The organism is Sporocytophaga myxococcoides (genome assembly GCF_000775915.1).
Taxonomy (GTDB): Bacteria; Bacteroidota; Bacteroidia; order Cytophagales; family Cytophagaceae; genus Sporocytophaga; species Sporocytophaga myxococcoides_A.
The window spans coordinates 1-16,329 of the sequence record NZ_BBLT01000017.1; the positions used below are offsets into that span (position 1 = coordinate 1).

7 protein-coding genes are annotated in these 16,329 nt (G+C 37.5%); 2 read left to right on the top strand and 5 right to left on the bottom strand.

Annotated elements, in window-relative coordinates; translation table 11 throughout:
- Positions 1–103 precede the first annotated feature (103 nt).
- Positions 104–340 (bottom strand): helix-turn-helix domain-containing protein, encoded by a 237-nt coding sequence (locus tag MYP_RS24295; RefSeq protein ID WP_197060185.1) that lies wholly within the window; start codon positions 338–340, stop codon positions 104–106.
- A gap of 116 nt (positions 341–456) precedes the next feature.
- Here MYP_RS24295 and MYP_RS24300 point away from each other — a divergent pair, with 116 nt between their 5' ends.
- Entirely contained in the window at positions 457–792 is a 336-nt protein-coding gene (locus MYP_RS24300) for a hypothetical protein (protein ID WP_052430491.1), read from the top strand.
- 245 nt (positions 793–1,037) lie between these two features.
- Here MYP_RS24300 and MYP_RS24305 read toward each other — a convergent pair whose 3' ends face one another.
- The 4 genes from MYP_RS24305 to MYP_RS24320 form a co-directional block, all read right to left on the bottom strand.
- Entirely contained in the window at positions 1,038–1,430 is a 393-nt protein-coding gene (locus MYP_RS24305) for a RidA family protein (RefSeq protein ID WP_045469886.1), read from the bottom strand.
- Positions 1,431–1,510: 80 nt separating this feature from the next.
- A complete protein-coding gene (locus MYP_RS24310) occupies positions 1,511–2,200 on the bottom strand; it encodes a helix-turn-helix transcriptional regulator (protein WP_045469889.1) in 690 nt (229 codons plus the stop codon).
- 219 nt (positions 2,201–2,419) lie between these two features.
- A complete protein-coding gene (locus tag MYP_RS24315) occupies positions 2,420–3,001 on the bottom strand; it encodes a YdeI/OmpD-associated family protein (protein WP_045469892.1) in 582 nt (193 codons plus the stop codon).
- A gap of 782 nt (positions 3,002–3,783) precedes the next feature.
- On the bottom strand, positions 3,784–4,764 hold the full coding sequence (locus MYP_RS24320; protein ID WP_045469895.1) for a DUF4062 domain-containing protein: 981 nt from the start codon (positions 4,762–4,764) through the stop codon (positions 3,784–3,786).
- Positions 4,765–5,421: 657 nt separating this feature from the next.
- Between MYP_RS24320 and MYP_RS24325 the strand changes: the two genes are divergently transcribed.
- The coding region (locus MYP_RS24325; RefSeq protein WP_304627174.1) for a CARDB domain-containing protein at positions 5,422–16,329 on the top strand (10,908 nt) is incomplete at its 3' end.

Sequence of the window (16,329 nt, forward strand, 5' to 3'; positions counted from 1 at the left end):
GAATAAACGCCATATGGCGTTTATTTTTCTTATATCCCTAATCTAACAAATTTTTAATTTTAAATGGAAGAGAAAGCATTTTCCGATTCAGTTACTTCAAACCTTATTTTTTTAACCCATATTCAAAGTCAAAAAAAAATGCAATAGGTGTATTTAAGCCTCTGGATATTTTTAAAAGGGTGGTAAGTGTTATGTTAGATCCGGTTGATGTGAGCTTTACAAGATTTCCCTTGTCTATTCCTGTTTTATGGGCCAGATCTTGAAAAGACATTTCTTGTTCCTGCCTTAATTGATTTATTCGTTCACCAAGTTTCTTTAGAAATTCTTCGTCTGTTAGCATTCTGATTCCTCTTTGCAATTCTAAGATTGAGAAAAAAAATATATTTTTCGGTGGTTTAAATACCACCGATTGCATTTTTATTTATATTTGTTTTAAAATCAACCAACACAAAAGCTATGAAACAACCACAACTTTTTCCCAGAAATCTCAATCTCGTCAAGCTACCGGCTAAAGAAGAACTCACCATATTTTTAATTGCAGAAGATATCAGAAACCGAAAGATTATGAAGAGTCTGGAGAAGGAGGGTTTTGATACTGCAGATGCAGGTGATTTAAGCAAACTTGTTTTAGGTCTGGTAGGTATCGAAAACAGAACAGATGGGCTTTATACATTTTATTTTAATCAACTGGATGAACATGCTGTTGAGTTTGATTTGTCAGAAAATACGGAGCTTCATGAAAAGGCATTTTATATCTACAAAGAACTTTTGATATGGAGGTTTACTGGGTGATGAGTGCTGAATAAGTTAAGCGGACGCTTAGAAAAAAATGGTCCAAGCGTGGACGCTTTAACCAGCAGGAGTGAAATATCCTGAGCGATACAGTCGCTATTTTCGGAAATCCTCGTTGGAAAAAAGGACTATAAAATTGATGCCATCGCTTCAAGCGATGGCATCAATAATAAAAGTTGAATGATCGTGTCCAGCCCCTACGTTGAAAGCTATGCAATGAGACTTGGTTTAAGTGAAATTTCCTGTTACTTCACTACCGTAGCTTCTAATTCTACTGTCAAACTAGCAAAAAGCCCTTTAACCTCAAGCAGTGTCGTTGCTTGTTTAATGCCATGCTTGTGAATGAACGGCACATAAACATCCATGCAGGTGGAGAAAAACTCTTGCACTGATGTTGTGTAAACATTCAGTCTTACAATGTTTTTTACTTCGTATCCTGATTCGCTTATAAGCGTTTCAAGGTTTTGAATGGTTTGTATCAATTGCGAACGCATATCAGCATTGCTGGGTATACCGTTGGAATCAATGGCTACTTGTCCGGAACAGTAAAGTGTTCCGGAAACATTTTTTACTTCTACTGCCTGTGCGGAGTTTGTTTGCTCGCCCCAAACCCACGGATCAATTGTTCTTTTTTCCATCTTGATTTTGTTTTACTTGTTCAACATGGTACAAAGTTAAAGTGGGGAATGACAGCCTTATGTCAGGGGTATGAAAGGAATTAATGATACTTGTCAAAAAACTCTTGCAAGGTCATTCTGTGAGGGTCAAATTTATCGGGAAGTATATCCAGTTTTTTAATTCTGTCTAACCGGAAATACCGGAACTCTTGTCGCAAACGACAGTAGGCAATAAGTAGCCAGTTTTCCGTGCTGAGTAAGGCAAAGGGTTCAATATGTCGGGTGGAGGTTTGGTTTTGCTCGTTGGCGTATTCAATTTTTGTGAGGAAATAATTGGTCAAGGCAAATTGTAGATCCGATAAGTTGTTGCTGTTTCTTTCCCTGTTAATGTTCTGGTCAAACCGGGTTCTTTCAGAAAGTAGGTCAGCTTTGACTTTTATGCTGTAATTCAAAACCGATTTTATTTTATCTACGGCTTCTGTGTAATCCTTGATAAAAGAAGCGTCCTTGTTCTTGAGAACTAATTGTTCTGCGATGATGAGAGCGTTGGCTTGTGCTTCGGTAAACATCACAGGAGGAACTCTGTAACCTTCCATGAGTTTATAACCTTTTCCTTCTTCTGTTATAATCGGAACGCCCGCTTGTTCCAAAGCTCTGATGTCCCTGTATATGGTACGAACACTCACCGCAAATTTGTCCGCCAAAGCTGTTGCTGTCAAAAGCCGTTTCGTTTGCAACTGAGTTAAGATAGCTGTCAGTCGTGAAAGTCGTTTGGTGTCGTTGTCTTGCATTCGTAAAATGGTCGGTGGTGATTTTCGGTTGGTGGTGCTGTTCTGAATTGGCTTATCATTGCTGTTGAGGAGACCAACGTTTTGCAAAGTGTTGAATTCAAAGGATAGTAGTAGCGATACAATCGCTATTCTCGGAAATCCTCGTTGGAAACGAGGACTATAAGATTTGCAAAACGTTGAATTCAACGGTTTTATCTTGTCTCTTAGTAATCGTTGTTTTTATCCGAATTGCTTAGGTCTTAATCCTTTGCCGGCTAATTGTGCTATTTCATCAATTCTCTTTTTTCTTGTTTCAATTCTTTTAGCAGTTACAACCCAATGCAACATCGCTATTTTAATTGATTTTGACTGGTTCAGAAAAAAGTCCATTGAACTTTTATTTTTATTCAGTTCAATTTTTAAATCCTCTGGTAGAATCAATTCTTCAATATCCAGCATGGTATCCCACCTTCCATTCTGTTTGGCAGTTTTGATGCTTTCAAAACCCGCCTGGGTCATCAGGTTGTTGTCGATGAGTCGGGTGACTTTTTCCTTATTTATTTTTGACCAGGTACTATTAGGGTTTCTATTGCTGAAATATTGCATATACCTTTCGTCGTCAATGGTCTTTTTAGTGCTATCTATCCATCCAAAGCAAAGGGCTTCATCGACAGCTTCACTCCAGGTGAGGGAAGGAATTTTAGTTGATGTTTTATAATAAACAAGCCAGATACCCTTTTTTGACTGATGATTTTTTTCTAACCATTTTCGCCAGTCTTTCCGGCTTTTAGGACAATACGTTTCTATTTCCTTTTTAGACATTTTGATTTGTCAACAGTCTTTTTGATTTCAATAATGTAAGAAGGGGATAAGCCATCTGAAATTGAAACAAAATATAGAATAAGTTCATTATCGATATTGCAATTACTTTTACGTCCTTAAAAATTAATTGATACAAAAGTATACCTGACAAGTGACAACCTTATGTCAGGAGTCAGCAAAGATTAATGGTATTGGTTAAATTTATTTAAATTGTTGTTAGTAGGTTTTCTTAGCATCCGACATTTTTTCCAGCTTCAAGAATTAATAAATCTAAATCTCCCCTTGGATCTTCACAATAAGTATCTAACGCTTTTCTCATATCCTCCTGAGTTGTTAGGCTAAATGTGACAGACTCTTAGTTATTGCCATTTGCTTAAAGAAATGAATATTTGGTCTGCGGTTTTTCCCGTCTTCAATTTGTCCGCACTGAATCAGGTTTTATTTTATAAGTTGAAATGTAGTTAGTAGAATCAATGTCAATCGGGGTCAAGTTTTTAACCCAATTACTAAATGTGCTTGTTACGTCTTCTACAAGCATTCCTCCGGACCAGCTCTTGATCTAATCCGATTCAAAAGCTATTTTCAATATTATTTCCTTTCTAGTTTGATTACATACTCTCGTATCGTTGAAATAGTCACAACTCACTATTGTTGTTGTCAAGAGTAAGTAAACTTATTATTAATTTTTTTTCATCAGGTCTCAAGTCAATCTAAAAATGCTTGCCAGTAACGTTAAGTACTTCCCCCTGCTCTTTTTCTTATTGTTAGCAGAATAAATACTCTTAAAACGGTAAATCATCTTCTTGAGATTGTTCTAAATCTTGAGAGCTAAGGATTATAAAATTATCTCTCCAATCTATTTTTGTAAAAACTTTTAGTTTTCCATCATCATTAAAAATGTCTTTTTTAACTTTTAAAATAAATTTCTTTTTTAACCTATAATCTGTATGAATATATTCATAGTAGTCATCATCATTAAATAAAAAATCAGGATCAACATATTTATAACCTCTTGCAGAAAGCCATTCAGTTAATTCATCCTTTGAAATGAAGTACACTCTATAATTAACATTTAACTTTGATCGGACTTCTTCCATTGCAGGATGATTACTTAATAAAATATCTTGGATAGCACTATCTCTATCTTTTCTTTCTTCTGTTAGGAAAGAAACCAGTTGATTAAGGGTTTTGGCAGTTCCTTCAATTCCTTTTAACAAACTTATTTCTTTAATTCTTGGTTGTTCAGCAAGAAACCTTTGAAATAAACCAGCCCACTGCTCCTTTAAATATTGAACAATATCAAGAGAAGATTCAAAACTATGGATATTATTGTTATTGGGAAGATTCTCCAAAAATTCAATGAATTCATAGATTTTAATGTTGTCGGCAAACCTATATTTTATTTCTTTATTCTTTTTATTTAACAGGTATGTTTGATATTCTGCATTGACATTTTTATCAATAAAAATATACACTTGTTTATTAAGCTCTAATGCGGTTTTAAATTCCATTTGTGAAATTGAAACATTTTGATGTTGACTTTCACTTCCATATCTACCTCCTACAATAGAAACTAATATATCTACATTTGATATTTCCTTATAACAATATTCTTCTAATTTTTCATCTTTACCGTAGGCAATGTTTCCTAATTCGTTTAAGACTGGTTCATATCCTAATTCTTTAATAAATCTATCCAAATCACTTCTTACCTGTCTTAAATCGTAAAAAGTTGAGCTAATAAAAATCCTTGGTTTAGCCATTTATTTATTTTGTTGTAGTTTTTTTTGTTTTTGCTAACATTTGAATGTTCACCATATGGCGGTTAATTTTCTTTTACCTCTAATTTAACAAATTTTTATTTTTAAACTGAAGTGAAAGTTTTCCTACAATACAAATCATCTAACCATTATTTTTTTAATCCATAATCAAAGCCAAAAAATATGTAATAAACATAATTAAACCTCAGGAAATATACTCAACGTGTAGTTGCTGGGCTTTATGAGATTTTCTGGTCTATTCCTGTTATAGACCAGATCTTAAAAAGACATTTCTTCTTCCTTACTTATTTGATTTATTCGTTGATTATGTCTCTTTAGAAATTCCTGTTTTATATTCGAAGAGTTATATTCTGTTGGTTATCATGTTAAGTAGTTATACTTAGGTCGTCTGACATAATCTCTTATATTCTAAACAAAATGAGAGTATATTAAGGTTAAAATTATCCTGTTCGATATAATTTTTAGATGAAATTATCCCCTTTTCTTATCCAGTAAACTGGTATTTTTCCATGTTTCCGTCGAATTTCTGGGTTTTTCAGACACCTGTTTGATTCCATCAAAGGATATTTTTATAAATTCGTGTTCCTTTTTTAAAATTTCTGATTGATCAGATACTCATCATTGAAAAAATTCATCTTTATGAAAATTTTTAAAAGAATAGAGGCTTTAGTTATTATTTCACTTGTTTGTGTTTATAACTCATTGGCCCAGACTATAGCCGTAACTGCTCCTAATGGGGGAGAGAGTGCGTATGTAGGAAAAACTTTCACTGTCAGGTGGACAAGCTCCGGTTTGTCTTCAAGCTTTGTAAAACTGGAATACTCTGCTAATAACGGAGCACAGTGGAATCTCATTGAATCCGGTGTGAATAATACAGGTACTTACAACTGGACGGTACCTTCTAATGTATCTTCACAATGCTTATTAAGAGTAAGTGATTATGGAGATGCAGCCACTAATGATGTCAGCAATGCTGTCTTTTCCATCAAACAACCATTTATAACAATCACCTCTCCCAATGGTGGAGAAAGTCTGACGGGTTGTGCCACACAAACCATCACCTGGACCCAGGGCGGCGTGCGTGATTATGTCAACCTCTACTATTCCTATGATGGTGGAAACAGCTGGATTTATCTGGGAGAAGATTATATAGGTGATAATAGTAATACCTTTACCTGGACAGTACCGTCAATAGCTTCCGATAAATTCAGAATAAAGGTTGCAGGATATTATGAGCCAAATTTTAAAGATTCCAGTGATGCCAACTTTACTGTAGTTCCTGCAGCAAACAAACTGCAAATTACATCTCCTAATGGTGGGGAATCTTTTTCCGCAAGTTCCTTTCAGCAGATCAGTTGGACTAAAACCGGCACAGTGGGAAATGTTTCTTTGAGATATTCTGTAAATAAAGGAGCAACCTGGGATTGGGTAAAAGATAAAGATGGAAATAACGCAAATAATATTGCTAATAGCGGCTCTTTTAACTGGCTTGTACCATCTGTAGCGGCCTCTGGAAACTGCATCATTCAGATTTATGAAACAAACAAAACCTGTAATGTAGATTATAGCGATAATTTTTTTACGATTGACAATAGCCCTTCCATATCAGTTACTTACCCATTCGGAGGGGAAAAAATATATTCGGGAAGAAACTATACATTGTACTGGAGTTCTGCCAATTTACCTACAACTAATGTAAAGCTTGAGTACTCTTTAAATAATGGAGGTACGTGGGAGACGATAACGAATTCTACTTATAACTATGGTTATTATGGATGGGCGATTCCGGATGGGATGAGCTCCGCAGAGTGCTTATTTAAAGTAAGTTCAGCTTCTAATGCATCGATCTATGATATAAGTGATAAGACCTTTACCATTGCTCCTCAGATAATTCAGGTAACCGCACCAAATGGAGGAGAAAGTATAGTAGGTTGCAGCACTTATAAAATTACCTGGAATCAGGAAGGTGTACAGAATTATGTGAATCTCTATTATTCTATCAATGATGGTCAAGACTGGATTTATATAGGTGAAGATTATATTGCAGATAATTCCAATTCGTACAACTGGGTAGTGCCATCAATTCCATCCACTGCCATCAGAATTAAAGTAAGTGGTTATTATAATGCAAATGTAAAAGATTCCAGTGATGCGGCATTCTCAGTAACACAGGCTCCGAGTTATCTTTCCATATTATCCCCTAATTCAGGAGAGACTTTACCTGCAAGCTCCATACAAACCATCAACTGGACTTCCACTGGTACTGTAGGAAATGTTTCATTGAGATATTCAACTGATGGCGGTGCCAATTGGAATTGGGTGAAAAATGCTGCGGGGAATAATGCAAATAATGTTGCAAATACAGGCTCGTATGAGTGGATGCTTCCTTCAGATATGGAATCATCCAAATGCTTAATTCAAATTTACGAATACAATAAAAGCTGTAATATAGATTATAGTGATAATTTCTTCTCTATTAATAATAATTCTGTAATTACAGTTGCTTTGCCAAATGGTGGAGAAAAGGTGTATACCGGCAGAAGTTATACGATCACATGGAGTTCTTCCAATCTGCCAACTCCTTATGTGAAGCTTTCTTATTCTGTAAATAATGGTTCTACCTGGCAGATTATTACTAATTCTGCTTATAATTATGGTACCTATAGCTGGGCTGTTCCTGAAACATTAAATTCAACACAGTCTTTAGTTAAAATAAGTGCAGTGGCTGATTCAACAATTTTTGATATCAGTAACCAGGCCTTTACAATTGCCCCTCAGGTAATTCAGATCACACAGCCTAATGGCGGTGAAGGTATTGAGGGGTGCGGAACCTATACAATCAGATGGAATCAGGAGGGAGTGCAGAATTATGTGAATCTGTATTATTCTATCAATGACGGAAAAGACTGGATTTATATTGGTGAAGATTATATCGGAGACAATACCAATTCTTTTAACTGGACAGTACCTACGTTATCTTCTTCGTCTGTAAGAGTTAAGGTAAGCGGTTATTATAATGCAAATGTAAAGGATTCCAGCGATGCTCCCTTTACAGTATCCAAGGGTGCAAATTACCTTACCTTGACTTCTCCGAATTCAGGAGAGACATGGTCTTCAAGTTCAATACAGACAATCAACTGGACAACCACCGGGACAATTGGAAATGTATCACTGAGATATTCACTTGATGGGGGTGCCAACTGGGATTGGGTGAAAAATCCTGCTGGAAACAATGCATCTAATGTTGCGAACAGTGGCTCATACGATTGGTTACTTCCTGCTAATAAGGTTTCTTCTAAATGTCTGATCCAGATTTATGAAAACAGCAGAACTTGTAACTTAGATTATACAGATACTGTATTTTCTATAAACAACAATCCGATTATCACTGTTGCAACTCCTAACGGCGGAGAGAAGGTGTATGCGGATAGAGCTTATACGATCAACTGGAGTTCTTCAAATCTTCCAACAACATATGTGAAATTAGAGTATTCTATCAACAATGGTGAAACCTGGCAGGTAATAGCAAACTCTGCTTATAACTATGGTAACTATAGCTGGACCGTCCCTGCTTTCCTTAATTCTAATCAATGTCTTATCAAGGTAAGCGCAGCTGCCGATGCTTCTATTTTTGATATAAGCAATAATGTCTTTACAATTGCTCCTCAGGTAATTCGTATTACACAGCCTAATGGCGGAGAAAGTATTCCTGGTTGTGGCACATACACAATCAAATGGGATCAGGAAGGGGTACAAAATTATGTTAATCTGTATTACTCCATCAATGGAGGAAATGATTGGATTTATATAGGTGAGGATTATATTGGTGATAACACTAATTCTTATAACTGGACTGTGCCATCTATAGCTTCCGGAGATATAAGGGTTAAGGTATCCGGTTATTATAATGCAAATGTGAAAGACTCCAGCGATGCCAATTTTACAATAACACAAAGTGGCAATAAGCTGACCGTTATCTCTCCGTCAGGAGGAGAAAACTGGGGCTCTGGTTCGGTTCAGACTATCAACTGGACATCGGAAGGAACAGTTGGAAATGTTTCTCTCAGATATTCTCTTGATGGTGGAACGAATTGGGATTGGGTAAAGAATAAGGATGGGGGGAATGCCAATAATATTGCAAACAGCGGTACTTATGAATGGCTGTTACCTACCAATAAAATTTCAGGCAAAGGACTAGTTCAGGTTTATGAGTATAATAAGTCTTGTAATGTAGATTATAATAATGCCTATTTCTCCGTAAATAATGATCCTGCAATTACGGTAACTACTCCGAACGGGGGAGAAAAATATTATGCAGGTCAGAACTATACACTTTATTGGGCATCTTCAAATCTTCCTTCAAGTTATGTAAGACTTGAATACTCGGCTGACAATGGTACTACCTGGCAGCTGATCAATAACTATACCTATAATTATGGAAATTATAGCTGGAAAGTTCCGAATATTTCTGCTTCCAATGCTCTGATCAGAGTTACTTCAATGCAAAGTGCTACAGTAGCAAACTCAATTTCTGATGTAAGCAACAGTAGTTTTTCAATTTCTTATCCTGTCGTTAAAGTGCTGACTCCGAATACAGGAACTGAAATATGGAAAGTAGGGGAGAACAAGACCATCTCATGGAGCATTGCGGGACTTGCGGCCAGTGCTAATGTTAAAATAGACTTCTCTGTCAATAACGGTTTGACTTATTCACCTATCACAGCTTCAACACCAAATAGTGGTTCTTTCATCTGGACGATTCCAAGCAATGCGGTAAACTCTTCAAAGTGTTTTGTAAAAGTTACTTCACTTGACTTTTCTGCAAGCTATGACTCTAATGATGTTGCCTTCTCTATTATCAAACCCGTAGTAGGTATTACAGTTCCGAATGACGGTCAGACATGGTATGTGGGGGAATCAAAATCTATACAGTGGAGTAGTCTTGGAGCTTCTGAAAATGTAAAGCTTGAATATTCTGTGAACGGAGGTACGAGCTGGAATAACATTATTGCTTCTGCTCCGAATACTGGATTCTACTATTGGACTATCCCATATTCTGTAACACCATCAACCAACTGCTATATAAAAGTTTCAGATGTGTCAGATCCTTCTAACAAGGATACGAGCGATGTTGCTTTCACTATTGCAAAACCTTCAATTGTATTGAATGTTCCGAATGGAGGAGAGCAGTGGTATGTCGGACAAACAAAAGCGATTTCCTGGACTAATAGAGGGTTTGCTTCTCCAAATGTTAAGATAGAATATTCAGGTGACAGAGGAACTACCTGGAAAGTGATTGTCGCTTCTGTAACTAATATTGGTTCATATAACTGGGCAATACCATCATCAATCCAAACTTCCTCTGATTATTTAATCAGGGTTTCTGATCTTGTAGATGCATCTGTTCAGGACCAATCCAATGAAGCCTTTACCATATTCAAGCCAAGAATTTCGCTTAATATACCTGTAGGGGGAGAGACATGGTATCAGGGACAGACGAAAAATATAAGCTGGAGTAATATCGGTATTGTTCCGGGCAACATTAAGATAGAATATTTTGATGGTGAATTTTGGAAAACACTGGTGTCTTCTATTGCAAATACAGGCTTTTATACCTGGAATATTCCTGCAAGCATCAACCCTTCTGCAAACTATCTGATCAGGTTGAGCAGCACTGCTGATGCTTCAATCAAAGATTCCAGCAAGACGGCGTTCAGAATTGCAAAGCCTACTATATATATAACTTCACCTGTAGGCGGAGAGAACTGGTATCTGGGGCAAACAAAGAAAATTACCTGGGTTTCTGCAGGTCTTATTTCAAATACTATAAAAATTGAATATTCTCCGGATAATGGTGTTACCTGGAAAAATATTAATAATGCAGCCAATAATTCAGGTTCCTACAACTGGACAATTCCCGTTTCATTAGCACCATCAAATCTATATCTGATTAAATTAACGGATGGAGCAAATCTATCTGTTACAGCAGAAAGTGGAAATACTTTCTCTATAAAGGAAAGTAGAAAAGGGGATCACTTTAGTAATCCGATTGTTATTAACTCATTCCCATATTCTGTAAAAGACACAGCAGATCTGTATTCTGATAGCTATGCGGGAATGACTAACCAGCCTTCCAATGATGTGTTCTACAAGTTTACTGTGCCGACTTGTGTTGATTCATTCAGCATCTCAACAGTAGGATCAAACTTTGATACGTATTTACACTTGATAGATTCAGCTCAGGCAGTTGTGGAATTCAATAATAACTATAGCGGCATTTATGCAGGTATCAATACCAGGGCATTAACTCCCGGTAAAACTTATTATCTGATAGTGGAAGGAAATGCTTCGGCAACAGGTATTTACAATCTGACGGTTAATACTTTTAATAATGCACCTAAAATTTCTGTTGTAAGTAAGATTACAACTGTTTGTAAAGGTGACCTGGTTGAGCTGGTTTCTAGTAAGGCGAGTACTTATAGCTGGTCTACGGGAGCTACAACTGCAAAGATATCAGTTACTCCTACTGATACTACTATATATAAACTCACGGCAACTACAGCCAGAGGATGCACCTATACTGACAGTGTGAGGATTAACATCATTCCTGTCGTTGCTCCGGGACAAGTGAGCAACATGCTTCCGGCTGATTCTACTTTAAATATCGGACAGCCTCTTGAAGTTTCATGGGCCCCGGCACAATATGCATCTACCTATGATATCTATGCTTGGAAATCGGATCAGGCGGTTCCGACAACTCCGAGATATTCCAATATCAGTCAGATCAATTATTCTTTAAGTGGCCTGGAGTATGGAGTATTTTATAAGTGGAAAGTTACAGCTAAAAATTCTTGCTTCCGTACTGAAGGTCCGGTGCAAAGTTTCTCTCTCAGAAAGTTACCTGACCTCCAGGTAAATTCGGTGAAAACTCCAATTGCTATTTACAGTGGTCAGCCGCTTACCGTAACATGGGAAGTAAAGAATACAGGATTGGGAAGTACAGAATCCAAAGTGTGGAGAGACGGGGTTTATTTATCAGATGATACCTTGTTTGACGCCTCTCAGGATGTTCTGATAGGTAGCGTTAACAACTTGAGCTATCTTGCTGAGGGGTTAAGCTACAGCCAGACAGCTACATTTACTATTCCTCAGACGACGGTTGGTGATTATTTTGTATTTGTAAAAGCGGATGTAAATAATGCTATCCTTGAGTCTAATGAAAATAACAATACCAAGTTCGACACAACATCAGGAGTGCTGAGTGTATCAATCCCTCCTAAACCAGATCTGATTGTAAGTTCACTGGGTACACCTATTGCTACATTCTCCGGAAGCAAGATCAATGTTACCTATAAAGTAACCAATACTGCAATAGCTCATGCTATGGGTAATACTCTTGCAACACACTTTCAGTATTATGATCATTCTTTAAGAAGGTATTGTTACTTTGAAGAGCATTACTGGAAAGATGCTATTTATATTTCTCAGGATTCTGTCTTTAATCCTGCAAGATCGAAATTCCTGGCTGAAGTTAGTGTGAAATTAAGATCAACAAAGTATCAGGGAGCATTCCTTTGTGATAATACAGTGAACTGGTATAACATTCCTGACTATTTACCTAAAGACAGTTCCTATACAAAAACTGTACAGGTTACTGTTCCTCATTCGTATTCCGGTCAATATTATATCTATTTGCTTTCAGATGTACTGAATAATGTTGATGAGTTGTCGAATGTAAATAACTCGCAGAGGAGCAATATCATCAGTGTAACAATGACACCTCCTGCAAATCTTGCAGTAGAGAAGGTTACGGTTCCAGCCTCAGGGTTGTCAGGAAAGCCTTTAACTGTCAACTGGGAAGTGATCAATGGGGGAGCTAACGCGCCAGTAGAAAATGTTTGGGTTGACAAAGTATTCCTGTCTAAGCTGGATACTTTTAATATCAAAGAAGCAATTGCAGTAGGATCAGTTAATAAATCCAACGGTTCTGCTTTAAAGGCAGATTCAAGCTATAATGCAGCCCTTACCTTTAATCTTCCAGACGGAATTTCAGGACAATATTATGTTTATGTTTATTCAGATTTTAATAAGGAGGTATTTGAATATATTTATGAAGATGATAATATCAAACGCTCATCTCCGATAAATATAAATCTTTCCCCATATGCGGATCTTCGGATTCTTAACATTTCAGTAAAAGATACCATCAGAGCCAATACGGATGCCGAAGTTTCCTGGACTGTTACAAATCAGGGCTTGGCTCCAGCAGGTCCTTCATGGACTGACAGAATATTTATTTCTTCTTATCCTACCTGGTCAGCAGGTAATGCAACACAACTGACATCAGTAACACGTGGTCTTGCACTTGAACCTGGATCTAACTATTCTGAAAAAGCATCTGTAAGAATTCCGAGAGAACTTAAAGAAGGAACTTATTACCTATATGTCTATACAGACATTACAGATAAGATATACGAATATATAAATGAAGGAAACAATGTCGCTAAAAGTGATTCCTTTGGTACAAGAACCAAATTGTATATTCTTCCTCAGGTTGTTGCAGATCTGAAAGTTACAAACCTTAGCGCTCCGACATCTGCAGAATCAGGAAAGAAAATTCCTGTAAGCTGGAATGTTAAGAATATAGGTAACGCTACAACTAATGTTGACTTCTGGAACGATCTTTTATTTATATCGAAAGACACAGTTCTGGATAATTATGATGCTCAGTTAACATATAAGGCTTATAACGGAGGCTTAGCTGCAGGTGCTGATTATCTTTTCAGTGAAATGGTTACTATTCCGAATGGTTATGCAGGTAAATATTATTTACTTGTTTCTTCAGATCATAATCTTCGTGTAACAAATGATACAGTTAAGGCAAATAATAAAGCAAGGTTTGAAATAAATATTGCACTTACCCCTCCACCTGATTTGATTGTAGGAACAATAAGTGCACCTGCTACAATACTGGCGGGACAAGAGCTGGATATCAGCTATAGAATCGAAAATGCAGGTTCTGGTGCTACAGTTGAAAATACGTGGTCCGATCAGATTTACCTTTCTAATACAAGAGACCTGAGCCGCACTTACTATATAGTAGGCAGCTACACAAGAAATGGTAACCTATCTGTTGGTGGAACTTATAATGCCACTGCAAAAATTAAAGTTCCAAATTATCTTTCAGGTAATTACTATCTGATTGTAAGAACAGATTATCAGAACAGAGTATTTGAGCATAATAAAGAAGAAAATAATCTTGGTGATGCAGTAGTTACGATTGTTGTTCCTCAACCAAGTGATCTGGTGCTTAATAGGCTTAGTATTCCTTCTACAACAGAACCTGGTAAAGATGTAGAGGTAACATATTCAGTAAAGAACATAGGAAGTAATCCTGCCATTGGTAACCTGCGGGATCTGTTGTTCTTCTCTAAAGATCAGCAGTTGGATCAGGTGAATGATCCCCTGTTTGGAACAAAAGACAGATACATTCAATTGAACCCGGGTGATTCGGTTTCGGGAACTGTTTCCTCAAAAATGCCTGGTTTACTGGAAGGTAACTATTATGGTATCGGTGTAACAAACGCTCTTAATACCATTGTAGAAACTGATCTTGATAATAATACCAGGGTATCTGCCAATCAATTAAATGTTTCTATTAAAGAGCTTGTGCTGGATGTTTCGCAAACAACTCCTCTTGAGCGAGGTGATTTGCTTTATTACAAAATAAATGTACCAGCAGATAAGGATCTTTTAATAACACTGAAGAGTAACAGAAACAATGGGTCTAATGAAATTTATGCAGCCTATAACAGAGTGCCTTCATTAAACGATTTTGATTATATTTTTGAAAATCCGAATAGTGTTAACCAACAGTTATTGGTTCCTACTACTAAGGCCGGGGCATATTACCTCCTGATAAAAACCCCGACCAATTTCAATAATCTTCAGAACGTTACAATTCTTGCAAAAGCTTTACCTTTCAGTATTATAGAAGTTAATTCTGATACTGTCGGGCAAGGTGTTGTTACAACTAAGCTGAACGGGGCAGGATTTAAAAAGGAAACTCAGTTTATCCTTGTCAGTAAGTCCAATGTGCCTGTTGATACTGCGGAAATAAGAACTTACATGAGCAGTATGCAGGTGGATGTGCGCTGGGATCTGACAAAGGTTCCTTTTGGTACATACAACATTAAAGCTGTCAACCCAACCGAAACGTTCACCCTAGTAAATGGTTTGACAGTTGAAAAGGCTACTGGTTTCTTAGTAGATTTTAATGAAATAGCTCCTGATCTTGTAAGGCTTGGAGGAAAAGCCCAATACACTTTCTATATACAAAATATTGGAAATGTTGATGTTCCTTTTATAAATGCGGATCTTTCCGTTCCTGCTGCAACGAATATTGTGAGCTTTACTGCAAGCAAGCAAATAAAAAAACGCAGCAGCTACACAAGTCAGAGTAAAACATTTAAGGATTACTATCTTGTAGATTCCTATAAAGTAATTCCATTGCTGGGTAAAGATGTAAGGCCAGGAGAAATTCTTGCGATGAATTTGATCGTAAGTCATTTTACATCGGAGTTTTTCCCTGTAAGGACCAGAGCCGTGGGATATAGTGCGGAAAGGTATATTTCCCAGCAAGTAAACTCAGCAGAAACAACAAGGAGAGTGATACTTCAAAATCCTTCTGCGCCTGCGAACTGGAGGAATTTTGCGGTAGACAGTACTGCTTATATGGATTCTGTTTTAGCAGTTTACTATAATGAAGGTATATTCTCACCTGCAGAGTTTGCAAGAGCAAATGTACAGTGTAGTTCTTGTGGATCTCAACCGCCTGTATTGGTAAATGGAAACTTTACCTTCAGTCCGGGTAATAGCCCTGGTACTTTCAATGGTTCCAATATAATCTTCGGTGCGGGACAAGATTATTTGTGGGAAATAAACAAATACGCTGGAGTAGCTGGTGCTAATCCTGGTTGGGACCTTATTAAAGCATCAGGTTCTATCCAGATCACAGCTACATCTGCGAATCCTTTTGTGATCAGAATAGCATCTTTAGATTTCTCTAATAATCCGAATGTGCTTTCCGGATGGTATCCTGCTGTTGACACAAGCTGGACAATTGCAGTTGCTACGGGCGGTATTTCTGGTTTTGCTGCTGATAAGTTTTCTATAGATATAAGTCGTTTTGCAACTTATAATAATCTGTATGGTGGTTTCTTCTATCTGAGACTGGCTGGTGCAGATACATTAAAATTATGTTTCAGCGCTTATAAACCTGGTGTAGGTCAGCCAGGTGTTCCTGGTGCACCGGGTGGTAGTGTAGGTCAGCCTGGTAGCCCTGGTGGTCCTGGAGGTCCAGGAAATGGAACAACTCCTCCTGGTCCTGGCGGCCCCGGTGGACCTGGCGGTCCTGGCGCTCCTGGTGGCCCTGGCGGCCCTGGTGGTCCTGGCGGCCCTGGAAGTAGTCCTGGTGGCCCTGGCGGTCCTGGTGGTCCGGGTGGTCCTGGAAGTGGCCCTGGTGGTCCTGGTGCTCCTGGAGGTCCA